The 23,755-nt window shown below is 38.2% G+C and carries 21 protein-coding genes and 1 other annotated feature (1 of these 22 running past the window's edge); of the genes, 10 read left to right on the top strand and 11 right to left on the bottom strand.

Going from position 1 to position 23,755, the window contains the following annotated elements; genetic code table 11:
• The first annotated feature begins 5 nt into the window (after positions 1-5).
• Positions 6-884, top strand: coding sequence for a glycine betaine ABC transporter substrate-binding protein (locus tag FAR12_RS15690; protein WP_246010411.1), 879 nt, complete (start codon positions 6-8; stop codon positions 882-884).
• Between the two features lie 490 nt (positions 885-1,374).
• On the opposite strand, the gene FAR12_RS15680 is transcribed toward FAR12_RS15690, so the two are convergent.
• The 3 genes from FAR12_RS15680 to FAR12_RS23995 all read right to left on the bottom strand — a co-directional run bounded on the left by FAR12_RS15680 (position 1,375) and on the right by FAR12_RS23995 (position 3,444).
• The gene (locus FAR12_RS15680) at positions 1,375-1,962 is read right to left on the bottom strand and encodes a GNAT family N-acetyltransferase (protein WP_126409718.1); all 588 of its coding nucleotides are present in this window, start codon (positions 1,960-1,962) and stop codon (positions 1,375-1,377) included.
• Positions 1,963-2,160: 198 nt separating this feature from the next.
• Positions 2,161-2,706 (bottom strand): GNAT family N-acetyltransferase, encoded by a 546-nt coding sequence (locus FAR12_RS15675; RefSeq protein ID WP_126409717.1) that lies wholly within the window; start codon positions 2,704-2,706, stop codon positions 2,161-2,163.
• A gap of 36 nt (positions 2,707-2,742) precedes the next feature.
• Positions 2,743-3,444, bottom strand: coding sequence for a GntR family transcriptional regulator (locus tag FAR12_RS23995; protein WP_126409716.1), 702 nt, complete (start codon positions 3,442-3,444; stop codon positions 2,743-2,745).
• Between the two features lie 251 nt (positions 3,445-3,695).
• Between FAR12_RS23995 and FAR12_RS15665 the strand changes: the two genes are divergently transcribed.
• The 3 genes from FAR12_RS15665 to argH all read left to right on the top strand — a co-directional run bounded on the left by FAR12_RS15665 (position 3,696) and on the right by argH (position 7,849).
• The gene (locus FAR12_RS15665; RefSeq protein WP_126409715.1) at positions 3,696-4,805 is read left to right on the top strand and encodes a mandelate racemase/muconate lactonizing enzyme family protein; all 1,110 of its coding nucleotides are present in this window, start codon (positions 3,696-3,698) and stop codon (positions 4,803-4,805) included.
• A gap of 43 nt (positions 4,806-4,848) precedes the next feature.
• Positions 4,849-6,276: a sodium:solute symporter family protein gene (locus tag FAR12_RS15660; protein WP_170972225.1), complete on the top strand. Its 1,428-nt coding sequence runs from the start codon at positions 4,849-4,851 to the stop codon at positions 6,274-6,276.
• A 109-nt stretch (positions 6,277-6,385) separates the two neighbouring features.
• Positions 6,386-7,849 (top strand): argininosuccinate lyase, encoded by a 1,464-nt coding sequence (gene argH / locus FAR12_RS15655; RefSeq protein ID WP_126409713.1) that lies wholly within the window; start codon positions 6,386-6,388, stop codon positions 7,847-7,849.
• Positions 7,850-7,917: 68 nt separating this feature from the next.
• Here argH and FAR12_RS15650 read toward each other — a convergent pair whose 3' ends face one another.
• Positions 7,918-8,733, bottom strand: a complete 816-nt coding sequence (locus FAR12_RS15650) for a class I SAM-dependent methyltransferase (protein ID WP_126409712.1) — start codon at positions 8,731-8,733, stop codon at positions 7,918-7,920.
• Between the two features lie 198 nt (positions 8,734-8,931).
• On the opposite strand from FAR12_RS15650, the gene FAR12_RS15645 reads away from it, so the two are divergent.
• Both FAR12_RS15645 and FAR12_RS15640 read left to right on the top strand, forming a co-directional pair.
• Positions 8,932-9,324 (top strand): GntR family transcriptional regulator, encoded by a 393-nt coding sequence (locus FAR12_RS15645; RefSeq protein ID WP_126409711.1) that lies wholly within the window; start codon positions 8,932-8,934, stop codon positions 9,322-9,324.
• Entirely contained in the window at positions 9,321-10,409 is a 1,089-nt protein-coding gene (locus FAR12_RS15640) for a DUF1648 domain-containing protein (protein WP_126409710.1), read from the top strand. The genes FAR12_RS15645 and FAR12_RS15640 overlap by 4 nt, the downstream gene beginning before the upstream one ends.
• A 36-nt stretch (positions 10,410-10,445) precedes the next feature.
• Here the strand turns inward: FAR12_RS15640 and FAR12_RS15635 are convergent, their stop codons facing one another.
• A complete protein-coding gene (locus FAR12_RS15635) occupies positions 10,446-10,916 on the bottom strand; it encodes a CBO0543 family protein (RefSeq protein WP_126409709.1) in 471 nt (156 codons plus the stop codon).
• A gap of 468 nt (positions 10,917-11,384) precedes the next feature.
• Here FAR12_RS15635 and FAR12_RS15630 point away from each other — a divergent pair, with 468 nt between their 5' ends.
• Together FAR12_RS15630 and adhE are read left to right on the top strand one after the other, a co-directional pair.
• Positions 11,385-11,612 (top strand): hypothetical protein, encoded by a 228-nt coding sequence (locus tag FAR12_RS15630; protein ID WP_126409708.1) that lies wholly within the window; start codon positions 11,385-11,387, stop codon positions 11,610-11,612.
• A gap of 61 nt (positions 11,613-11,673) precedes the next feature.
• On the top strand, positions 11,674-14,268 hold the full coding sequence (gene adhE, locus FAR12_RS15625) for a bifunctional acetaldehyde-CoA/alcohol dehydrogenase (RefSeq protein ID WP_126409707.1): 2,595 nt from the start codon (positions 11,674-11,676) through the stop codon (positions 14,266-14,268).
• A gap of 100 nt (positions 14,269-14,368) precedes the next feature.
• Here the strand turns inward: adhE and FAR12_RS15620 are convergent, their stop codons facing one another.
• Complete coding sequence (locus FAR12_RS15620) at positions 14,369-15,007, bottom strand: YcnI family copper-binding membrane protein (RefSeq protein WP_126409706.1); 639 nt, start codon at positions 15,005-15,007, stop codon at positions 14,369-14,371.
• 204 nt (positions 15,008-15,211) lie between these two features.
• Here FAR12_RS15620 and FAR12_RS15615 point away from each other — a divergent pair, with 204 nt between their 5' ends.
• Positions 15,212-16,021: a sensor histidine kinase gene (locus FAR12_RS15615; RefSeq protein ID WP_126409705.1), complete on the top strand. Its 810-nt coding sequence runs from the start codon at positions 15,212-15,214 to the stop codon at positions 16,019-16,021.
• Entirely contained in the window at positions 16,005-16,649 is a 645-nt protein-coding gene (locus tag FAR12_RS15610; RefSeq protein WP_126409704.1) for a response regulator, read from the top strand. The genes FAR12_RS15615 and FAR12_RS15610 overlap by 17 nt, the downstream gene beginning before the upstream one ends.
• A gap of 75 nt (positions 16,650-16,724) precedes the next feature.
• On the opposite strand, the gene FAR12_RS15605 is transcribed toward FAR12_RS15610, so the two are convergent.
• From FAR12_RS15605 to ileS, 5 genes are all read right to left on the bottom strand, one after another.
• Entirely contained in the window at positions 16,725-17,741 is a 1,017-nt protein-coding gene (locus tag FAR12_RS15605; protein ID WP_126409703.1) for an oxidoreductase, read from the bottom strand.
• Between the two features lie 197 nt (positions 17,742-17,938).
• The gene (locus FAR12_RS15600) at positions 17,939-18,817 is read right to left on the bottom strand and encodes a MerR family transcriptional regulator (RefSeq protein WP_126409702.1); all 879 of its coding nucleotides are present in this window, start codon (positions 18,815-18,817) and stop codon (positions 17,939-17,941) included.
• Between the two features lie 177 nt (positions 18,818-18,994).
• A complete protein-coding gene (locus FAR12_RS15595) occupies positions 18,995-19,441 on the bottom strand; it encodes a GyrI-like domain-containing protein (protein WP_126409701.1) in 447 nt (148 codons plus the stop codon).
• Positions 19,442-19,772: 331 nt separating this feature from the next.
• A complete protein-coding gene (locus FAR12_RS15590; protein ID WP_126409700.1) occupies positions 19,773-20,231 on the bottom strand; it encodes a hypothetical protein in 459 nt (152 codons plus the stop codon).
• 197 nt (positions 20,232-20,428) lie between these two features.
• Entirely contained in the window at positions 20,429-23,488 is a 3,060-nt protein-coding gene (ileS, locus tag FAR12_RS15585; RefSeq protein WP_126409699.1) for an isoleucine--tRNA ligase, read from the bottom strand.
• Between the two features lie 43 nt (positions 23,489-23,531).
• Positions 23,532-23,755 (bottom strand) — a binding site (T-box leader); it runs 17 nt beyond the window's last position.

Genomic DNA, 23,755 nt, shown 5'->3' with positions numbered 1-23,755 from the left:
TGCTCATGTTAATGCTAGTATTGACTGCCTGTGGTAACAATGAGTCGAGTGGGACATCCAGCAGTGAAGGAGAGAAACCAGAGGAAGCTTCAGAAACAGTGGATAAATCAAAAGAAATTAAGATTGGTTATATTCCCTGGGATGAAGACGTGGCTGTCACCTATTTATGGAAGTATCTTTTAGAGGAAAAAGGCTACAAAGTCAATGCAACGTTAGCGGATGTTGCCCCTGTTTTCACTGGTGTTGCGCAAGGAAGCATTGATTTATTTTTAGACGTATGGATGCCGTCAACCCACTCTACTTATATGGAGGATTACGGTAAGGATTTAGAGGTGCTTGGTACCTGGTACGACGAGGCTGACAATGGACTGGCTGTACCAGATTACATGGATATACAGTCAATTGAGGAAGTGAAGGATTTGGCTAGCGACTTAGACAGTAAGATTGTTGGAATTGAACCTGGTGCAGGATTGATGAGACTTTCAAGAGAGGCTATGCCAAAGTACGGATTGGATGATTGGACTTTAGTAGAAAGCAGTACACCCGCTATGTTAGCTGAGCTTGAAAAAGCTGTCGCTGATCAAAAACCGATTGTTGTCACATTGTGGCGCCCTCACTGGGCATTCGAAGCGTATAACCTACGTTATTTAGAAGACCCACAAAACATGATGAACCCGAATGGAATCGAGGAACTTCAATCAATCAGCCGCAAAGGCTTTGCAGATGATTACCCCGAGGTCGCAAAGTGGATTTCTAATTTCAAAATTTCATTGTCAGACCTCGCGACTTTAGAGTCCGCGATTAAGGATGCAAGCGATGAAATGGCCGGAGTCGAGAAATGGGTTTCTGAGCATCAGGATGTGGCTGATGGTTGGGTGAAGTAGCAAGAGAATTGTAGATTTGAAGAAAGGTCGCCATACTGGGTTAGTGTATGGTGACCTTTTGTTTTGGAGGTATTCATTAATTGCTCTTTATAAGAATGTTGTTTGCTGAAATATCCTATACGGTTTATTATGGGAAATAAAGGTATGAAAGGGTGTATGTTTAATTGAAGCCTATTATTCAATCATTAATTTTTTCCTTTGTAATTCATTTAATCTACATATTCGGAGTCTTGGTTGTAGGCTATATAAAAACAAGGAACTATAAACCTGATATTTCAGATAGATGGGTAGAAGTAGAAACACTTCAAAGTGAAGTGGCTTTTGGGGTCAGCAGCTCTCCACTTTACTTCATATTTACTTTCATCGGATTAGCATTGATCTGCCTTCTAACAATCATTTTTTATAGAAAAATAGTTGAACGAAATTAAAGTCGGTCTGATTACTCCAAAAAGGCACACTCGCAAAGCAAGTGCACCTTAAGGAGAAATCCTTATTCCAACTTTTTCTCATAACAAATACATTCATGTACCCGTTTAAATCGTTTTCTAATAGTGTCTTTTTCTTCGCCGACATAATGAGCAAAAGCATGCACTGGATACAACCCAGGGATTTCTGATTTTAATACATCCTTCATTTCATCCCTGCCTTCAAGATATACATGCAAATAGGATTCTACATTCTGAAAACCATTCTTTTGATACCATTGATTCACCCAATTATCATCCCGAGTCCAAGCCTCTAAACGATTCAAACTCTTCTCTTTTGCTATCTTTTCAGCTTCATATAATAATTGACCAGCTATTCCCCTTCTACGATAATCAGGATGGACCGCAATATGCCAAATCATCCCGCCTAATCCTTCGCCTCCGGAACAGACCGTTCTTTCCTCAAGCTCATATTCAACATCTAATAACCCAACCATTTGCTCATCTTCGATTGCCACAAGTTCAATTGCAGGATTGTTGTATTTTTCTTTTTCTTTAAGGACATTATCAAAATACGCAGTGTCCAAAAATGATAAGACTCTACAACGTACCCAACTGATTTCATCATTTTCTTGATATGCTCTAATTTCCATGTTTTCCTCCTCATTGTTACCCCAAAAATAAAAGACCTCCGTAAATTTACGAAGGCCTTTCATACCAATACATTCATTTGTTAAGGGGGATTTCACCATCGTAATTCATACAAGCTATACAGTTTAAAATTATCATGGGAATCCCCTCCTTTATCCGTTCATTTATTTACATGTTTATTATAACGAAAATTCAAATAATTATCTATCTATTTTTACGTACTCTATTAACCAGCAATCACGATACTTTCCCTCATGCAGTTCTCTTTTTGGTAAAAGTTTCACCCTTGTAAAACCGCATTTCTCGTAACATTTTATCGCCCGTTCATTCCAAGTTTGCGGATCCATCACCACTCTGTCTGCTTGCTTCTGCTCCAACAGATACTCCACCATAGATGAAACAAGCGCTGTACCAATTCCTCGATTCCAGTATTCAGGCTCCCCTATAAACTGGTCCATTCCATATATCCTATCCGGAACTTCATCATAACCATATAGCTCTCGTTCTTCATCATCTACTGGATAGAACTGAATATAGCCAATCTCAACATTTTCAAATTCAACCATGCATCTGACCACACCATTCTCTCGCTGATAAAACGTCTGATTCACTTTTTCTAAATCAAATGGGTTATCTCTTCCCTCATAAAACTCAAGAACTCTAGGGTCAGAAAGCCATTTCGCTAACAAATGATTATCCCTGTTTTCTAACTCTCGGACTACTAGTTTACCGTTTTGAAAAAGCATTTTATCTCTCCTAATGATACCTTGTTCATTCTCTACTTAATTGTTCTGAAAATCAAAGTGAAGTAAACTCTGAGACCCCTTATTCGTTAGGAGATGCTCAATAAGTGCCACTGGATTCTCATTTTGGTCAAATGCTATCCTCCATAGTAATAGTACGGGTGAGCCTTTATCTAACTTTAATATAGATAAATCTTCATCCACTACTCGAGGTTCAAGCATCAAGCGAGTCTTAGATATGCTTATTCCGGCGTGTTCCAAAGCAGGAATGACCAATTCATAATTCGAAATGGTTTCAAAGAGATTTCCATTATCTAATCGTTCAGGTATCCAAATCTTCTCAAAATCAACAGGTTCCCCTTTATGGAAAGCAAGTCGTTCCATGTAAATCATCTTATCCTCTGAATTAAGTTTTAACATTTCTTTAATAAATAAAGTGGGTTTCTTATCACGAGAGACCTGTAATAATTTGTGCTCGATATGTTTTTTATCAAACAGACGATCTCTTAATACAGATCCTAATAACTTATAGTCGTTCTTCCCTACAAACATTCCAAGTCCATGTCTTTTTTCAATGAGACCTTCTTCACATAGATCCTGTACAGCTCGACGTACTGTAATCCTACTTACTCCAAACTGGTTACACAAATCATTTTCAGTAGGAATTTTATCTGTCCAAACATTATTTTGAATATGCTCTCTAATTTGATCAGCTACTTGCTGATATAAAGGTTGACTCATAAAAGTTCCCCCTCTTTTTAAATTTTCTAAAAATTTGTATAAATTTTAAAGGGATTTAATATAGTAATACAGAATAAGTTGTTATAGTCATCATAGACGTTATAGATGTTATAACCTTCATAATTTAACATACCATTTTTTACCTAAATTTTCAAATAGAAAGGAAGATTTGAATGTGAAATATTGATAGATTACCAGAGGCAGTAATAAAGATGATTCATAATAGCAAAAAATGATTAGGAGTGGGAATCTTGAAAATTATCGATATTAAGGCAACACCTATACGAATGCCACTTAAAGAAGCTTTTGATGGTTCAACTTATGGCATGACCGAAAGATGTACAATCATAACAGAAATTGTCACTGATGAAGGAATTAATGGAAGAACATTTCTTGGAGATATTCGTGATCATCAGGCGGAAGTTGTAGCTTTGATCAATAACAATATGAGAACAATCTTGTTAAGTGAAGACCCAACTTGTATAGAAAGATGTTGGCAAAAGATGTTTAAATTAACGCTTCGACTAGGGAATCGTCCTCAAATTTGCTCTGCTATAGCAGCAGTTGACGCAGCGTTGTGGGATCTATTAGGAAAAGCCAGCAATCAACCTATTTATAAGCTAGTTGGTGGTTACAGCGATACAGTAAAACCAATAATCATTGGTGGTTATTACGGAAAAAACAGGGATATCCAAAATCTTTGTGAGGAAATGCTAGATTTTAAGGAACAGGGATTTGCAGGAGCAAAAATTAAAGTAGGTGGGCTCTCCCCCCAAGAAGATGCACATCGTATTGAAGCAGTCAGAGGTGCTATAGGTGAAGATTTCATTATTGCCTGTGATGCTAATCAAGGGTGGACACGTTTTGAAGCAGTCGAGTTTGGTTTAAGAGTCAGAGATTTAAATATTGAATGGTTTGAAGAACCTGTTCAGTGGCATGACTACATTCCAGGAATGAGATATGTTCGTGAACAGACAGGTTTGGCTATAAACGCTGGACAAAGTGATTTCTATCATGATGGTTGTAGACGTATGATTGAAGCTAGATCTGTAGATATCATCAACTACGATGTGTCAGGTGGAAGTGGAATTAGCGATTGGTTAAAAGTTGCACGAATGGCTGAGCTATATCAAGTCAAAATGGCACATCATGAAGATCCACTAATTGCTATGCACTTGCTAGCAGGTATTTCTATAGGGCTATACCCAGAGTATTTTTCAGAAATTCGAGATCCACTTACTCCAAACATCGTCGTAAACCAACCAAAAATTCGAGATGGAAAGATAAAGGTATGTGAAAAACCTGGATTTGGTTTAGAATTTGATGAAGATTTTATTAAGAAATATAGAGTAGACCGATAGCTTTTTCTCAAATTAAAAATCTCAATTTATGGAGGAAACAAGTATGATTATTGCCATGATGATTTTCTTTATTATAGCAAATCTAGCTCTCGGCTTTTGGTCTGCCAGACGGACAAAGAATAGTGAAGATTATATGCTTGGAGATCGAAAAATGGGAACAGGAGTATTGATCTTCACAACATTCGCCACTTCACTTGGAGCAGGTGATATGTTAGGTTATCCAGCTTTAGGTTATATACAGGGCTGGTCCTCCTTACACTTTATTCTGGCGATGCCAGTGGTTATCATTATTATGGCTCTGACAGTAGGAAAAAGGTATTATGATTTAAAAGTAACTACAATAAGTGACCTCGTTTGTAGAATTTATGGAGAGAACAAATATCTCCGTATTATTCCGAGTATCTGTATTTCTTTAGGGATGCTCTCCTGGTTAGCTGCACAATATTCTGCGTTTGGTAAAACACTGAATTTGTTGACTGGAGCAGATCCGCTCATTGGACTATTAATAGGTGCGGCTCTTTTTATCTCATATACAGTTGTAGGTGGTTTGGTTAGTGTTATTTACACCGACGTACTTCAGGGGGTATTCTTAGCAATCGGTGTTATTGCAGTTTTTATTGCAGTTACTATGCACGGTGGAGGTTTCGTTGAAGTACAACAAGGATTACCTGCGGACTATTCTACTTTTATCGGTCCTGTTGGGACGATCACCATTTTGATGTTCTGGTTAAATAAAGGACTTTCTAGATTCACAAACTTTCCATATTGGCAACGGATTGGAAGTGCTAAAGACTCCAAGACAGGAATACGTGGAATCATCCTCGGAATGGTTGTTACCGGTATATTAGGAGTTGCACTTGCCCTTACTGGTATGGCCGCATATAAAATCAACCCTGGTGGGATGAGTGACCCCGAAATGATATTTGCGGAATACTCCGTATCTCTTTTCCCAAAATGGTTAGCTGGGTTTTTCCTTGGTGCATTGTGGGCAGCAATTCTAAGTTCTGCTGCAGGATTCTTGAATTCTTCAACAACACTCCTAGGTCACGACCTCTGGTTTAAAGTAATTAAGAAAGGACAACGTTCTGAAGGTGCACTTCTTAAAGATCTACGAATTATTACGTTAGTTATTGGTGTCGGTACTTTGCTCATTGCTTGGCTAGTGCCAAGTGTACTTAGCCTATTTATTTGGGCTGGTGTTTGGCTTACTCCTCCCCTTATCCCTGTTCTTTGTGCCGCTATATTTGATAAAAAGGGAGATAAAATACCAAAAAATTATCTTATTCTCAGCATGATCCTTTCTGGCATAGTCGGAGTAGTATTTGAAATGGTTCCGTCACTAAAAGCACTACTGAGTGGTGGTACAATTCCTGCATTTGTAACATCATTGGTTATCATTCTAATTGGTGCAATAGTGGGCTATTTTAACAAAAATCACCGCAACAATATGAACACACCACGCGTTTTATAGACTGACCAACGAATTGAAAACGTTATCATTAAATTTAAATTCTTATTCAGAAAGTGGATAGCTATCGTCCACTTTCTGATTACAATCAATATATTCCGGGGGGATAGAAATGGCTGGTCGATTAGGCGGAGAGCCGAGTAAAGAATTCCGTAAAATTGTTTTGGGTCACGAGCTTAGCGAAATTGGAGAAGCTGCTTTAACACCACTACTATATGTAAATATCGCACATGTCAAAATGCTCAAGAAACAAGGACTAATCCAAAAAAATACAGCAGATAAGCTACTAGCTGGATTAAAACAAATAGATGAGCAAGGGCTATCCGAGTTGAACACAGACGAAGCAGAGGATTTATATTTTGCAGTTGAACAAAAACTTATCGAAATACTTGGTATCAAAGAAGCTGGAAATATTCATATGGGAAGAAGCCGAAATGATATTTATTCCACCATCTATAGAATGATTCTGAGAGAAAGACTATTAGAAATCTCCAACAATGTATTGAAACTTTCTATGGAAGTTTTGAATGTTGCAGAATCACAAAAAGATACTGTCATGCCCGGTTATACACATACTCAACATGCTCAGCCAATTACTGTAGGCTATTATTTTCTAGGCGTATTCGAGGTATTGATTCGTAATCACAAGCGCATAAAAAACGCATGGGAATTTGTTAATAAGAGTCCTTTAGGTTCTGCTGCTTTAACAACTACGAGTTTTAAACTGGACAGATACTATACAAGTGATATTCTCGGTTTTGATTCTATTGTCTACAGTGCTTATGACGCAATTTCCGGTAGAGACTATGTCAACGATGTAGCATTAGCGATAAATACAATAGCTTCAGACATTAGCAGAGTAGTCTCCGATTTAATGACCTGGAACATGTTCGAGTTTTCTTTTATTGAAATTCCAGACGAATACGCTGCTATTAGCAGTATCATGCCTCAAAAAAAGAATCCAGCTGCATTTGAGTTTCTACGTTCTGCCGCGAGTTGGGTACTAGGTGACACCATCGGAGTTATTAGCTCACCTAAAGGTATATCTTATAGTGATATTCGCGATGCTACGAAATATCTTTATAGTCCCCTTTGGCATGCACTTGAAGTGACAAATAATGTTGTCACACTTTTTACTGAAATACTTCCAAAAATAAAATGGAACGATGAAAGAATGCTACTGGCTACCAATGAAGGTTACTCCACAATGACTGACCTTGCAGACTATCTGGTTCAAAAATACAAAATCACTTTTAGAGAATCCCATCATATTATTGCGAGTTTTGTACGAACAGCTATTTCTCAGTCCAAAAACGCAAATGAATTAAGTGCTAAGGACCTTAATCAGGTGGCTAGCCAACAAGGTTTTATTTTAGATATTAAACAAGATGAGCTTGATGAAGTATTAAATCCGTATACTTGTATCAATAGAAAAAATATCGCAGGTGGAACATCTAATGAACAAATACAGATTATGCTGAGCAGCGGATATGAACAGCTCAATTTTGAGCGTAGATGGTACGAGGAGAAGTACAGCAAATTAAAGCAGATTGAAGATACAATCTATAATTTCTAAAGAATTTTGTATAGGATTCATCACATATTAAAATCCCCTGATAATCTCAGGGGATCTCTCTCTACTATTTATTTAATCCCAATCCTCATACGATAGCTGAATAAAATCTCCTTTGTTTCTCCAGCAAAAACCTCTTCTACGTGATTCTTAAATTCCGTGAATGCAATTTCCAGCTCTTTTACTCCTAACTTCAGAGCCGTTTGCAATCCACCCTGACTAAGAGCAATATTCGCATACCGTTCCGCTTTGCACTCTTCCCAATGGTGAAACACAATTTCTTTAGCAAAAGAAAATAGCCCTGATTGTTGGATTTGTTGCAGGTGCTCCCCTTTGGGCCATCTATGTATTTTCTCTTCACTTGAAAGCAACTGAGAAAGATGCTCTTCTGTAAGACTATACAATCTATTATAATGCTCCTCCAATTGCCAATCACAAGTTGGTGGCCAATCACAATCGTAAGCGGCAAAAATTCCGTTTGGGCGAAGGATACGGGCAAATTCTTTTAAAGTAGACTGTGGCTCCATCCAGTGAAAAGCTTGCGAGCAAGTAATTATATCTGCCGATTCATCGGGCAATCCAAGCTGATGGGATAATGCCTTCTGGAATGAAAGATAAGTAGGTGTTCCCACTTCTTCCAAACGGGATTCTGCCACCTGTCGCATATCATCATTCGGCTCTGCCCCAATAATTTCTCCAGCGGCGTCAAGCCAAATAAAAGAAGAAAGTCCAGTACCGCAGCCTACATCGACCACTAGCTTAGGCTTATCATTCAAGTAATTTGTTAATATTTTCACTACTTCCTCTGGTGCACTTGGACGATTACGATTATATAGTGCTCCAAACCCAGTAAAGCGCTCGATATTATTACGATTTGCTTCAGCCATTGTTCCAGCCCCTCTTTTTCCTAAAATGTATGAAATAATTTTAGCACAAAAAGGAAAAATCCTGAAAACACTCATTTTAACTTTGAGCGCAGGTCTTGTTAATGACTTAACACCTTCCATCACCCATTTTCACTTTTGATCTAGATCTTATAGAACAGTTTTGTTATAATAAAGATAGAACAGATTGGAGGTGTGCGCATGATTATTCGAATTGAGCCTGAATCAGAAGTTCCTTTATACTTACAGATTTCCAATCAAATTATCGAGGGAATCGCAAGAGAACACATTCAACCAGGACAGTCTCTTCCTTCTGTGAGGACCTTTGCTGCAGACCTAGGTATCAACATGCACACGGTTAATAAAAGCTATCATCATTTAGAGCAAAAGGGCATCATTCGAATTGTTCCAAAGTCTGGGGCGATAATTTCTTCACCACAGGATTTTAACGAAGCTTCTCTCGAACGACTTAAAAATGACTATAGACCGCTGATTGCCGAATCTCTTGTCGTAGGGATGTCCAATCAACAAATTCAAGAACTTGTCACCTCTATGATTGAGGAGTTTAAAAGCTCAAAGGAGGAAACACAATGACTTTAACTATCTTTTTCTTCATTTCACTTATTATCGCTGGAATCCAAACCGCTATTCCTTTCTTAGTCAATCGGTCCGTTATTTTTGGCGTGACGATTCCGGAAAAACATTTACAAAATGAAACACTTTTAGCTTATAAAAAAAACTATGCCAAATTAGTTGGATTGCTTTCGATTATTCTTTTGGCAGGTTATGCTCTCTGGTCCCTTATTCAGACTGCTACTGAAGAGCAAATCGTAATTGGCGGAATCCTTCTCGAGTTCGTGATTATCTTGTTCAGCTTTTCCTTATATTTTTACTATCACGGAAAAACACTTAAGCTAAAAGCAGATAAGCAATGGACAGGAAATTTGAAGCAAATACGCGTGGCTGATTTATCGGCACGTTCTCGTGATGAAATGTTACCTTGGCAAGTATTCTTGCTACCGATCATTATAACAGTGGGAGTTATTGGCTATACCCTACTCAAATATGACCTATTACCACAGCAAATCCCAACACATTGGGGTCCGAACGGGCAACCAGATGCTTTTACAGAAAAAACACTGATGTCATCCATTCTTATGCCCCTTACTTTGTTCGTGATGCAGCTCATGTTTTTGGGGATTCACTTGGGGACAAAAAAATCGGGCATTAAATTAAGCGGAGAAAGTACAGAAGCTTCTAGACAAAGACAACTTGCTTTACGAAAATATTCAAGTTGGCTCATGTTTTTCGTTAGCTTCCTAATCACTGTGTTGCTAAGTTTCTTTCAATTACAAATCATTCATCCTGATATCATTTCAGCAACAGCAATGTTTGCGATTCCGCTAGGTTTTCTCGTTATTATTTTAGTAAGTACGATTGTGTTTGCAGTACGAGTAGGACGATCAGATAAATTCACAATCGAAACGACAGAGGAGAAACTGACAGATTCAGATGATACCCATTGGAAAGGCGGTCTTTTTTACTTTAATAAAAATGACCCTTCTATCTTTGTGGAAAAACGTTTTGGCGTCGGTTGGACAATTAATTTCGCTAACCCGATTGGCTATCTCATCATATTTGTACCACTTATCGCGATCCTTGTGTTTTCGTTCTTATAAGAAGATGTTCTCCGATTGGAGAGCATCTTTTTTCTGTTAGTCTGACACCTTCTTGTCCAGCCGTTTGACCAATCTATAATACTTGACCAAGATAAAAAACAAAATAGGGTCAAGCAAAGCAGAATACCATATATTCCACCAACCATAATGAAGGAAGCCCCATGGCTCAGGTAACAATGTGATTAATTCATAAATCACGATACCTACCGTCCAGATTGCAATATAGAGGACCCGTTTAATCCGTGGTTTATTAAACGGGTATTTATTCAAAAAAATAATATTAACGGCTGGAACTAGGAAAAGATGAGGAAGAATCGCTGCAAATTCGATCGCGTCTCTTTCAAAATACCAATAGCCTTTGTATTTCATTATCATATAGACGTCAAATCCCGTTTGAAGCGCGGCTGAAAAAGTCCAAATTTGTAAAACATGGTTCATCGGCAACCTTTTATTTGTCTTTAAGGCAATAAAGATAAACACCACAATTCCTGTAACAAGTCCGATCATCGTAATCCCTTTCTTTACTGAAACTCATTTTAAAAGGTAGATCCTTGTGTTTTAAATCTCCTTACTAATACTATTTATCTTTTATGAGCCTAATTGCCCTTCTTATTTCATACACGATCCAAAATGTTTGAAGATTTGCTAAGAGCCATCCAGATATGTGAGAAATGAAAAATCCTATTGTCCATCTTTTGCTGATGAATAACCTGGGAACTTTCTTAAACATTTGAATCCCACCTTTGACTTTTTGTGTCTGATACTTTATTTTTCACAGAAATGGTCAACTTATCCATGAAGCTAGTTATGGCGAATGAATATTATATCGAAATAAGTATTCACTCCTAACAAACTTAACACCAAAAATGAATACGCTATCATTTTAATAGTTCAAAGTTTGTTCAATATTTCACAAATTATTATTGAGAATATATGGTATTCTAATTTCAAGAAATACAAAAGGAGTGATACAGAATGATTATTTTTGAGTGGAAACCTTTTTCCACTGATGCTGAAACCTATTCACAAAATGTTTTCGAAGAATTAATTGGAGATGAATTCGAAGCAATGATGTTTCATGAGAATGACCCGCTTCCCTCCTATATTTGGACAACAAACTATCTCATTATTGTAAAGAAATGCTCAAAAATCCTATCAGATATCACGTTCGAGAAACTCCCTAGAAATCCAGTAAGTGCATAAACGCTCAATTTTTTTTGAAAATACTTGTGAAATATTTCACAAACTTTTGGAGGTATGAGAAATGGCTATTAAAGAAAAAGCGTTAACCACTGACAACTCTGTAACCGAAATGATTAACCGTCTTGTAGAAAATGGTCGACAAGCTCTAAAAGAATTTAATGATTTTGACCAAGAAATGGTAGATGACATTGTGAAGCAAATGGCGCTTGCTGGCTTAGATAAGCATATGCCACTCGCAAAGCTTGCCGTGGAAGAAACAGGTCGTGGCGTCTATGAGGATAAAATCATTAAAAACATGTTTGCAACTGAATACGTTTATCACAATATTAAATACAATAAAACCGTCGGCATCATCAATGAAAATGAGCACGAAGGAATCATAGAAATTGCTGAACCGGTTGGTGTTATTGCTGGCGTCACTCCGGTAACAAACCCAACTTCCACTACGATGTTTAAAACTCTAATCTCAATCAAAACACGCAATCCAATCATTTTTGCTTTTCACCCTTCTGCTCAAAAATGCAGTAGTGAAGCAGCTCGCACATTACGAGATGCAGCCATTTTGGCTGGTGCCCCCGAGCACTGCATTCAATGGATTGAAAAGCCATCACTTGAAGCCACTCGTTTGCTTATGAATCATCCAGATATCTCATTAATTCTCGCAACAGGTGGCTCAGGCATGGTCAAATCTGCTTACAGCTCAGGAAAGCCTGCTCTTGGTGTTGGTCCTGGGAACGTGCCATGCTATATTGAAAAGTCCGCCAACATTCAGCGTTCTGTCAATGATTTGGTCTTATCGAAAACCTTTGATAATGGAATGATTTGCGCTTCAGAACAGGCCGTTATTATTGACAAGGACATCTATGACGCAGTTAAAAGGGAAATGAGGGCGCATCGCTGCTACTTCCTTAATGAAGAAGAGAATAGGAAAGTCGAAAAGCTCGTTATTAATGAACATTCCTGTGCTGTCAATGCGGATATTGTCGGGATGCCAGCTGCCAAAATTGCTGCAATGGCTGGTGTAAAAGTCCCTGAGGATACAAAAATTTTAGTGGCCGAATTAACTGGTGTTGGACCTGAATATCCCCTTTCTCGCGAAAAACTAAGCCCAGTTTTAGCATGCTACAAAGTAAAAAGCCTTGAAGAAGGCTTAAAGAGAGCAGAGGAAATGTTGGAATTTGGTGGGCTCGGTCATTCTGCTGTCCTTCACTCCACCAATGATGAGGTCATTCGTAAATTTGGTGCACGGATGAAAGCAGGACGCATCATTGTTAATGCCCCTTCTTCTCAAGGTGCCATCGGAGATATTTATAATGCCTACCTCCCTTCCCTTACACTTGGATGTGGAACATTCGGAGGAAACTCAGTATCGACAAATGTAGGAGCGATTCATTTGGTCAATATTAAAAAGCTCGCAAAAAGAAGTGTCAATATGCAATGGTTCAAGGTTCCACCAAAAATCTATTTCGAGAAAAACTCGACTCAATATTTAGCGAAAATGCCGAATATATCAAGAGCCCTCATTGTAACGGATCCTGGAATGGTGAAGCTGGGATATGTGGATAAGGTTCTCTATTATTTAAGAAAACGTCCTGACTATGTACACTGTGAAATTTTTTCAGACGTTGAACCAGATCCATCCATTGAAACAGTAATGAAAGGTGCAGAAATGATGGCTAGTTTCCAACCAGATGTCATTATCGCACTCGGTGGTGGTTCAGCCATGGATGCTGCTAAAGGAATGTGGTTATTTTATGAGCATCCAGATGTTGATTTCTTTGGACTAAAACAAAAATTTCTCGATATCCGTAAACGTCTAGTGAAGTATCCTAGACTCGGAGAAAAAGCTCAGTTTGTCGCCATCCCAACAACTTCTGGTACAGGATCTGAGGTAACCTCCTTCTCTGTTATTACCGATAAGAAGGCGAATATTAAATATCCACTGGCTGACTACGAGCTTACACCTGATGTGGCCATTGTTGACCCTCAGTTTGTCATGACCGTGCCAAAGCATGTGACTGCTGATACGGGAATGGACGTCTTAACACACGCCATCGAGGCATACGTATCCGTGATGGCCAATGATTACACTGACGGTTTAGCGATGAAGGCTATCCAGCTCGTATTTGAATATTTACCGAGGGCTTATCGGAACGGAAATGATGAAATCGCTCGAGAAAAAATGCATAATGCGTCTACCATTGCTGGTATGGCCTTCGCAAATGCCTTCTTGGGCATCAATCATAGCTTAGCTCATAAGCTTGGAGGAGAATTCCATATTGCCCATGGTCGTGCCAATACGATCTTAATGCCGCATGTCATTCGTTATAATGCAACAAAGCCGAGCAAATTAGCAGCTTTTCCGAAGTATGAAAAATTTGTTGCGGACAAACGCTATGCGGAAATTGCCCGAGCTTTAGGCTTACCTGCACGGACGACTGAAGAAGGTGTGGAAAGTCTCGTTCAGGCAGTGATCAAACTAGCAGAAGAGCTGTACATTCCAATGTCCATTAAGGCGAACGGCGTAAACAAAGTCGAATTCGAAAGCAAAATCGATTTTCTAGCAGAAAGAGCATTTGAGGACCAATGTACAACAGCAAATCCTAAGCTGCCACTTGTTTCTGAGTTAGCTGAGATCTATCGTAAGGCTTGGTAAAAGAATGATCGCAAATTAGGATTCCCTCTCATTTGTTATAAAAATAGCCCGTATCAAGGTGCTCAAGCACATTTGATACGGGCTGTTTATTCTAAAGATATTAATTTCTTCTCTTTTTCAAAGATAAAACGACGGCTACTAATGCTGCGATTAGAGCTACGATTGAAAGATAGAATGGTGTATTACTAGTAGTCGTTTCTTCTGCTTCTTCGTTATCACTAGCTACGTTAGACGCACCCTCATGTGAAACACCATGTCCATCACTTGAACCATCTCCTGGTTGTACAGTAGTGACTGAAGCAGGCGTATCTGCACCTTCTGCTCCAACCCATTCGACTACACTTCCATCTGTGTATGTTTGATAAGCTTTCCAAACGATTTCAGTTGCATCGTCAGCCACTTTCCCTGACATATTAAACATTCCGAATTCAATTGGAGATAAACCGTCTCCTTCTGCTGTCCATATTATTTTCGTGATTTTTTCAGTCGCATCCTTTTCCACTTCATAAGTCCAGCCTGCTTTTGGTTCTAATCGAGAAATGTTCACTTCGTCTGGAACTGTCACTTCTACTTTTTTAGTTGAAACCTCTTCTTTTTCGGAAGGAACTTTAACGGTAAACACTTCATATTTACCTTGTGTCGTTTCTGCTGGTGCAACCGTTACATGGGCACTAGCGGCACTCGCAAATAAGAAAAATGCGCCAACTACTGAGGCTGTATATGTTAATACCTTTTTCATTTTTGAAACTCTCCTATCAATTCTATAATTATTTTCGTAACGAATTCTTCTAAAAGTCTACCTATATAAAAGTACGTTTTTCTCTTAAACTTTAATATGACTCAAAGGGGCTATTTTTTTATCAATCCATTTATAAATGTTCATAAAACATTCACATTGATGTATCGTTAAAGCTAGCAATGCTTTTTAAAGGAGAATGACAGGATGTCCTACCGTTATTTGAAGCTGTTCACAATATTAATTCCTACACTCATAATCGGAGGTTTTGAGTTTTTCCGACATAGTATCTTTCTTCATCATCTTTCGATGGAGACTGGGAACTATGTTATTACCATCTTAACTTTCTTGATATCATACATTTTCGCCACATGGATGTTTAAAACCATTGAGATAAAAAATCAAAGAATCACAAAAGAAAGAGAAATGAGAGTCATCTACGAAGAAAGAGAGAGATTAGCAAAAGAATTGCATGACAGCATTGCGCAAACTCTTTTCTTACTTCGAGTTCATATGAAAAAAGGAAAACATAAAGAAGCTGATTCTCTTGTAAATTCCATTGATACACAGTTACGACAAGCCATTTTTAACTTGCGTATGAATCCGGACGAGCAGATTCATTTTACAAATAGAATTGATAATTGGTTCGAAGAATGGACAGCAGTTTCTGGAATTGACATCGAAACGGATATCCATTTTATCGATAAATATTTCACCCCAGCTGATGAAATCCAGCTTTTTGGCATCATTCAAGAGGCCTTTATGAATATAAGAAAACACTCGAGTGCTGATTCTGTCTGCTTCAAGTTAGATGTTCGCAATGATGAATGGGAAATGAGCATTGAAGATAATGGTTGTGGATTTGACTATGCTAAAATTGGTTCCAAACAATATGGACTTTCTATGGTAAAGGAACGAGCAGAAAAATTGGGTGCTCAAATTGAGTTTGATACAGCACTCAATCGAGGAACAAAAATTAAATTGAGAGGGAATAAGAAACATGACGAATCCTTTTAGAGTAATGATTGCCGATGATCCTCCCCATGCACGTGAGGCAATCTCAGTCATGCTTGAGGACCATCCTAAATTTAGTATTGTGGCTCAAGCGAAAAATGGGATAGAAGCAATTGAACTTAGTCAACTACATTCTCCAGATATTATTCTGATGGATATTGAAATGCCGAAGATGAATGGATTAGAAGCAACAAAAATCATTAAGGAGAAATCTCCTTATATGAAAGTCATCATGTTAAGTGTTTCAGATGATGTAGCTGACCTTTTTACTGCAGTTCAATATGGTGCCCAGGGGTATTTATTGAAAAATATGGACCCAGATGATTGGCTTGAATATCTGCTCTCCGTCGTAGAAGGGTCTAGTGAAAAAACGCGTGGAATTGCGAACAAACTGCTTTATCAATTTCGCGAAAACGACTTACAGAATTCCGCTCTCGAAAAATCCTTAACACCAAGAGAACGAGAAATTCTTTTATTAATTGCAAAAGGAATTACAAACAAACAAATCGCCGAACAACTTTTCATTTCCGAAAACACGGTGAAAAACCATATTAAAAACCTACTAGAAAAATTAGAGGTCGAAAACCGAGTGCAGCTTGCAGCATATGCTTTTAAACATTATAAAGCTTGATTAGACGGGTTCGGTTTTACAAAAAAATGCTCAGTTCAATTGCTGAGCATTTTTTGCGGATTATTTCGTATTCAATTATTTTAGATTCCTAACCCCAGTTTCCAATATTTCCATTTGTAGTACTGTCTGTTCGTCCGTAATCGTTTTAGCTTTCCCATTTATGATACTTTCATATAAATCATCATACACTCTTCCATAATCACCTGTAACGGATTTCACTTTTTCTTCGTGGACTGTTCCTTCTTCATCAATAAAAGTTATCATTCCATAATGCTGCAATGTATCTACTCCAAAATCTTTGTTATCTGGCATATAAAATAACTTCAAATGCTCTTCCTGGCGGTCCTTTGTTTCCTTCACAAAGCATCCCTTTTTGCCGTATACAACGAAGCTTGGTCTTTCTTTCAATCTAAAGTAACTGGATTTCACGGATACTTTTAACTCACCATAATACAAATCCAAATCAAAATAATCATTCATTCTTCCTTGTCCCAATAATTGTCTTACATCATAATGGATACGATCCGGCTCGCCAAAATAGCTTATGACCTGATCCAATGTATGACAGCCATGTCCATACAAATAGGACGACGCAGGATCAAAATGATGAACAGATTCGGGAACTTCAGGACGGTAATAATCATAATGCATTTCCACTTCTAGTAAGTCTCCTAGTTTTCCATCCTCAATGACCTTTTGAACCGTTAAAAAGTCACTGTCAAAACGTCTGTTTTGATAGGCCTGAACAATCAATCCTTTCTCTCTGGCTAGTGCAAATATTTCTTTTGCTTGCTCAGACGTTTCCATAAAAGGTTTTTCAACCAAACAGTGTTTATTATGTTCTAAAACTAGTTTTGCATAATCATAATGACTGTCGTGTCTTGTACAAACGACAATAAGCCCTATCTCCTCATCATTCAATAATTCTTCTAGATTGGAAGTATAATTGACTCCAGCAATTCTCTTCCAGCTTTCATTTTCAGGATTTCTTTGATAAATCGTTTTTACATTTATATTTTCTCGTTGAAGGACGAAAGGCAGATGATATCTGTTCGTACTTTTCCCATTTCCAATATAACCAATTGTAAGCATAGCAGCCTCCTAAAAATATATTAATATGTTATTGGAAATACTATATAACCTTAGTCAATTGTAATCGTTTATACCGCACAAATAATCTATCGGTACTCCAACAATTATGTTATGCATCTCCCTCAAATCATTATATCCCATATTTTACCTCAGAGGCTTTTCCCTTACCCGAAAAGCTGAAATAATATAAACAAGCTTTACTCCTTATTGAAGTTATTTATTTCTGGGTAATGTAATGATAATTTTTCGTTTGCTACTTCTATCTGCTTAAAATACTCCGAATAAGAAACACTTAATTTTTTCATGGCAGGAATAAATACATCATAATAACCATTTGTATTATTAAACTCTTTAAGAATGGTTTGGATTTTATAGATTGGTGAATTTTTGTATTCTTCGGACTGCTTATATGCCAAGTATCGCTCTATAACTTCCTTGTTTTCTGACAAGAATTCATCGGCATTTTCAATTGATTCCCTATAATTCTCTATAAGGTCTCGAATATTTTCTGTGTTCATATGCTCTGTGCTTTCCATTAAGAATCTTTGCAAGTCTTCAGTAAACTGCAATGATGGTACATTATCCAGAAATGCTATTATTTCTTCATAGGCGGATTGCTGCTCTGAGGTCGTAATAGGCTCATCCAAAAATCGCGCAAAGTGCAGACAAATAAATCGACCGAAGTATCCTGGAAACGCATCTAGTAGTTTTTCAGTTACAGTCGAACTCTGTTCAATAGCTCTCAGTTCCATACTTAGTTCAGAATAATTTTTGCCAGAACTAAGTTTCTCAAGAATAGCTTTTTTTGCCTGTTCCCTCTGAATAGATAATTCTTTAAGTACCGATATTTTTTGCAATGTGTTGTTTGTCTCATCGGCAAGAACTGCCTTAATCTCCTCTATACTGAGTCCAAGCTTACGGAAAACATAAATCTTTTTTAAACATTCAACGTCATTTTCACTGAAATCTCGGTACCCGTTTTCTAAAACATTAGGAAATACTAATTCTTGTTCTATGTAATATTCAATAGCCTTTTTAGTCAAATTTGTTAACTTACTCGCTTCGTTAATTAGCATATTTATCACCTCTCAAAAGAAGCATAAACTAGCACCCAAGGTGGTAGTCAATAATTATTTATCCTTGTTTCAGGTCTACTAATATGTAGCTTCGAGCATATTTTTTATTCAAAACATTTGTATGCCATTAAGTATTTATGTATTTGTCCAATTTTCCTTTATTGTATATGTAACTCTTTAAGATTTAATAGGTAAGTAAATCTGTACCTCTTCTTCTCCGTCCCCAATGGGGTGATATGTCTCTACAATATAAGAATCAAGATCTCTTTGATAACCTTGTTCTTCTGACCAATTCAATAATTGAACATGAAGTTCCCCCAAATTTGATATATTTCCCCTTGTAGTTACATAACTTTTATTTGTTTCCATATAATCCATTCCTATGGGAACTTTACTTAATCGTTCATTTACAATTAATCCTACATAATATTGACCTATCCTATGTTCTTCATCCCGCTTAGGTTCAAATAATGCGATTTCGGTTTCTGTTGGATCTAGTATTTCGTTTGCACGACTTAATACTTGCTTTGCAAGCAAAGGAACTTCATTACCGAAGTTAATAAACTCCCCACTTCCTTTTAAACCAACAACCTTGAATTCTTTTCTAACTTTCATAAAGGCCATACTAAATATTCCTCCCGACGCAATTAATTTTCATAATATTATAATTCTAGTGTTCAACAAAAAATCCTCACTTCCTCCTAGAAGTTAAGATTTAAGGTACAAGTTATTCAACTAGATCATAATGTTCATTAGTACATTCCCCTTAGCGAACCTTAATCCTTTTTCTTCGGTGAATGCACCCGTTACCTCAATTTCCTCACATCGGTTAGGTTAATTACTCAAAAAAAAAGAGGATACCTAATTTTAAAAGTATCGCACTTGTCAGTTTAGATGATTGTGTATCTCTGGTTCTGCATTCCAACTTATATGGAATTTCTTCAATCTCCATTTGTTAAAAGCAAGAAAACGACTGAATTTGTCGTAGACTTATACCAAAATAGACCCATCTAAATCCATTCCAACGCCATCCGGCAATAGAGTTTCGACCGACAAAGATTGGATAAAACCAAAATTGCTGAAAGCCTCTAAGCCAGACGTAAGTAAACCTAAATAGACATCTTCTAATACCACCCGGGTCAACAGCAAAAGCTTCTACTTGTTGTGCTTGCGTGGGAACAAAAGATGGCGGTGGCGTTGTTGGTGGGCCTCCCCCTTGACCTTGACTAGGTGGCCCAAACGGAGGTTGAAATCCAGGCTGCTGTCCTGGTGGAAACCCTATTGGAGGAAAAAATTGGCCAAATAGTCTTTCGTCAACGTCTGAGTTGTAAATGATGTCCTCTTGGAATGGATTAGCTGATAAATAGGCTTCCTGAGTATAAGGAAATTGATAATACGGATTTAGTGGATACATAAAATGCACTCCTAACATTATTGAGTTCACGTCATCCTATTCTTTAGTCATTGACCTAGTAACTTGTTCTCCTTGAAATGGGTTTTTACCTAATATAGCTACAGCTTAATAAAACGAAGCAGTGCAATTCCTTTTCAGAATTGCACTGCAAATGGTAACCGAATCTCTTAGACGATAATCCTACAAAAAACACATTTTTATCCAATCCCAATAAAAACGTCTTCCTCCCCTAATGCGATTCGTTCCATTTGGTTAGTCTTTGAAAAATAAAGTCCACTTAAGATTAGACTTCTATCTATTAAAGACTTATGCTCCTCGATTAATTCCTGAAGTTCTTTTGAGCAACTGAGAAAGAGCTCCACCCTCTTTTCCACTGGTAAATCCAATTTCTTGCGCAGGTCTTGTACGCCTCGGATGAATTCACGAGCCACTCCTTCCCTTCTCAAATTCTCACTGATATGGACGTCAACAATCACAGTGAAATTCCCATTAGAAGCTTCAGAAAAACCTTCTAGTACAGCCGTTTTTTGTACGAGTACATCATCTGTTTCTAGCCTTATCACCTGTTCGTCTAAGTTCACTACCATAGACTCTTCTTTTAAAAATTGTTCAATTTTCTCTACAGTTGCCTGACTTAAAGCTTGATTCACCTGATTAACAACCTTCCCTAATTTCGGACCCGCCGTTCTAAAATTGAGCTTTAACTTAAATTCAACATACTCATTAGAAGAATCTGCCCACTCAACTGTTTTCAAATTGAGTTCGTCTCTAATAATTTCCTCAAAAGATTTTAATGACACATCGCTATTGTTCGAAACGACCACCATTTTTGCTAGGGGCTGTTTTGTTTTGACCTGATGCTTATTACGGATACTTCTACCTAACTCAACGATTTCTAAAACAGCCTGCATTTGCTGTTCCAATTGGTGGTCAACTAGTTCCAACTGAACCTTTGGATACTCAGCTAAATGAACACTTTCTCCAGTTAAAGAATAATGGACTTCTTCTGAAATAAATGGAACAAACGGTGCCAGAAGCTTGGAAATATCAAGCAATACCGTTCGCAATGTGTGGAAGGCGGCTAATTTATCGAAAGACATTCCTTTACTCCAATACCGTTCCCTGTTTCTCCGAACATACCAATTGCTCACTTCCTCTACTAGCTGACCGACCAATCGCGCAGTGTTCGTTACCTGGAAGTTCTCCATTTCTTTTTTCACAAGTGTTGTCGTGGTCATTAACCTGGAAAGAACCCAGCGATCCATCAGAGTGACTGTGCCCTTTTCATGGACTTCAGGATTAAATGAATCAATTTCAGCATAAAGCTTGTAAAAATGATGCAAACTCGACAACGTATCAATAAGCTTTGACTTTGCCTCCTGAACATTCCGTTCCGAGAAACGTTTTGCATTCCAAGGTGCACTATCTTCAATGAGCGACCACCTTAAAGTATCTGCCCCAAAGGTTTTTATGAGTTCCACAGGGTCTAGGGCATTCCCCTTACTCTTAGACATTTTTTGTCCATGTTCATCTAACACATGACCGGTCGCCAGGACATTTTTATAAGGAGCCTTACCTGTATACAAAATTGAAACTGCCAACAGCGAATAAAACCATCCTCGTGTTTGGTCAATCCCTTCGGCGACAACATCAGCCGGAAACTGTTGCTGAAAAAGCTCTTCGTTTTCAAATGGAGCATGGTATTGAGCAAATGGCATCGAGCCACTGTCAAACCATACATCGATGACTTCTGGCGTCCTTCGCATTTCAGCCTGACAATTTGGACAAGTAAAGGTTATAACGTCTACATATGGTTTGTGAAGTTCCACATCTGTCACGGGTAATTCTTTTATACTCTTTGGGGCAAATTGAGTTTCACACGACGAACAAACCCATACATTTAGAGGTGTGCCCCAGTACCGATTTCGACTGATATTCCAATCGACTAATCCTTCTAAGAAATTCCCAAATCGGCCATTTTTGATATGGTCAGGATACCAATTGACCTTTTGATTTTCGTTGATGAATGTTTCCTTTAATGCAGTCGTTTTGATAAACCAGCTTTCGGTCGCATAGTACAACAAGGGTGTATCACAACGCCAACAATGCGGATAAGAGTGTTCATACTTTTCTTTGTGAAAAAGCAACTCTTTGTCATGGAGCAACTTCACAATATCGACATCACACTCTTTTACAAAGCGACCAGCAAGAGGCATGACTACATCCATATATTTTCCACGTTCGTCAACTACATTGATAAAAGATAAACCATTCTCTTTGACAACACGGTAGTCATCCTCACCATAGGCTGGGGCTATATGAACAATTCCCGTACCACTTTCTTCGGTGACAAAATCACCTTCAATCACCCGATGACCATTTTTCACTTCAACATAATCAAATGGTGCCTGATATGTAAGGCCGACCAACTCTTTTCCTTTCATCCTTTGTACGACAGTATAAGGGGCCTTGATAACCTCCTCTACCCTAGTAGCAGAAACAACATAGGTCTCCTCGTCCTTTTGTACTTTCACGTACTCAAGCTCACCATTCACCGCCAAAGCAACATTGGCAGGGAGCGTCCAAGGTGTCGTCGTCCAACCAAGTACATATTCATTCTCGGCAATTTTGAACTTCACGGTTGCGCTTAAATCTTTGACGGTCTTATACCCCTGTGCAACTTCATGAGAACTCAACGATGTTTGGCAACTAGGACAATATGGAGAAACACGATGCCCTTTATACAGCAAGCCTTTTTCATGAATCGCGCCCAGGATATTCCAGACCGATTCAATGTAGTGATTGTCCATCGTCATATATGGATCGTCCATATCGACCCAATAGCCCAACTCCCTCGTAAATTCTCGCCATTGCTTCTCATAGGAGAAGACACTTTCTTTACACTTGTTGATAAAGGCTTCCACTCCGTATTTTTCGATCTCATGCTTCCCTGAAATTCCTAGCGCTTTCTCAACTCCTAATTCAACAGGTAATCCATGTGTATCCCAACCAGCTTTTCGAACGACATGCTTTCCATTCATGGTGTGATATCTAGCAACGATATCTTTAAGTGTCCTTCCTAATGCATGACCGACATGGGGAAGGCCATTGGCTGTTGGTGGACCTTCATAGAAAACAAAGGATTCTTCGTTTTTCCGATTTTCCATCGACTTCTGAAAAATTTCGTTCTTTTCCCAGTAGTTCAAAATTCTGTTTTCGCGCTTCACTCTACTTTCCTTCTGATTGCTAAAATCCATGATAAAACCTCCTATTTTAAAAATAAAAAACACCCGTCCCTGTAATAGGGACGAGTGTAATACCCGCGTTACCACCCAAATTCTGTTGCCAACCGCAACAGCACTTTGTCAACGTACTATCATACGCGTTCCTTTTAACGGTGGACTCCCGTCAAGACTTACTCAAACTTCAGCCTTGCATCTCAGAGATGATTTTTCCGATAAGGCTTTCCTCACTGGCTCCCACCATACCCAGCTCGCTTTGGAGTCTTTCCTCACGTACTTGTT

It is taken from the genome of Bacillus yapensis (genome assembly GCF_005280205.1).
GTDB lineage: Bacteria > Bacillota > Bacilli > Bacillales > Cytobacillaceae > Robertmurraya > Robertmurraya yapensis.
The sequence above is the reverse complement of the archived record's forward strand: the minus strand, read 5'-3'. Positions and strand labels throughout refer to the sequence as shown.

Coding starts and splice junctions, on each gene's coding strand:
- FAR12_RS15690 (WP_246010411.1), top strand. CDS start 6: ATGTTAATGCTAGTATTGACTGCCTGTGGTAACAATGAGTCGAGTGGG.
- FAR12_RS15680 (WP_126409718.1), bottom strand. CDS start 1,962: ATGGAAATTAGAGCATATCAAGAAAATGATGAAATCAGTTGGGTACGT.
- FAR12_RS15675 (WP_126409717.1), bottom strand. CDS start 2,706: ATGCTTTTTCAAAACGGTAAACTAGTAGTCCGAGAGTTAGAAAACAGG.
- FAR12_RS23995 (WP_126409716.1), bottom strand. CDS start 3,444: ATGAGTCAACCTTTATATCAGCAAGTAGCTGATCAAATTAGAGAGCAT.
- FAR12_RS15660 (WP_170972225.1), top strand. CDS start 4,849: ATGATTATTGCCATGATGATTTTCTTTATTATAGCAAATCTAGCTCTC.
- argH (WP_126409713.1), top strand. CDS start 6,386: ATGGCTGGTCGATTAGGCGGAGAGCCGAGTAAAGAATTCCGTAAAATT.
- FAR12_RS15650 (WP_126409712.1), bottom strand. CDS start 8,733: ATGGCTGAAGCAAATCGTAATAATATCGAGCGCTTTACTGGGTTTGGA.
- FAR12_RS15645 (WP_126409711.1), top strand. CDS start 8,932: ATGATTATTCGAATTGAGCCTGAATCAGAAGTTCCTTTATACTTACAG.
- FAR12_RS15640 (WP_126409710.1), top strand. CDS start 9,321: ATGACTTTAACTATCTTTTTCTTCATTTCACTTATTATCGCTGGAATC.
- FAR12_RS15635 (WP_126409709.1), bottom strand. CDS start 10,916: ATGATCGGACTTGTTACAGGAATTGTGGTGTTTATCTTTATTGCCTTA.
- FAR12_RS15630 (WP_126409708.1), top strand. CDS start 11,385: ATGATTATTTTTGAGTGGAAACCTTTTTCCACTGATGCTGAAACCTAT.
- adhE (WP_126409707.1), top strand. CDS start 11,674: ATGGCTATTAAAGAAAAAGCGTTAACCACTGACAACTCTGTAACCGAA.
- FAR12_RS15620 (WP_126409706.1), bottom strand. CDS start 15,007: ATGAAAAAGGTATTAACATATACAGCCTCAGTAGTTGGCGCATTTTTC.
- FAR12_RS15615 (WP_126409705.1), top strand. CDS start 15,212: ATGTCCTACCGTTATTTGAAGCTGTTCACAATATTAATTCCTACACTC.
- FAR12_RS15610 (WP_126409704.1), top strand. CDS start 16,005: ATGACGAATCCTTTTAGAGTAATGATTGCCGATGATCCTCCCCATGCA.
- FAR12_RS15605 (WP_126409703.1), bottom strand. CDS start 17,741: ATGCTTACAATTGGTTATATTGGAAATGGGAAAAGTACGAACAGATAT.
- FAR12_RS15600 (WP_126409702.1), bottom strand. CDS start 18,817: ATGCTAATTAACGAAGCGAGTAAGTTAACAAATTTGACTAAAAAGGCT.
- FAR12_RS15595 (WP_126409701.1), bottom strand. CDS start 19,441: ATGGCCTTTATGAAAGTTAGAAAAGAATTCAAGGTTGTTGGTTTAAAA.
- FAR12_RS15590 (WP_126409700.1), bottom strand. CDS start 20,231: ATGTATCCACTAAATCCGTATTATCAATTTCCTTATACTCAGGAAGCC.
- ileS (WP_126409699.1), bottom strand. CDS start 23,488: ATGGATTTTAGCAATCAGAAGGAAAGTAGAGTGAAGCGCGAAAACAGA.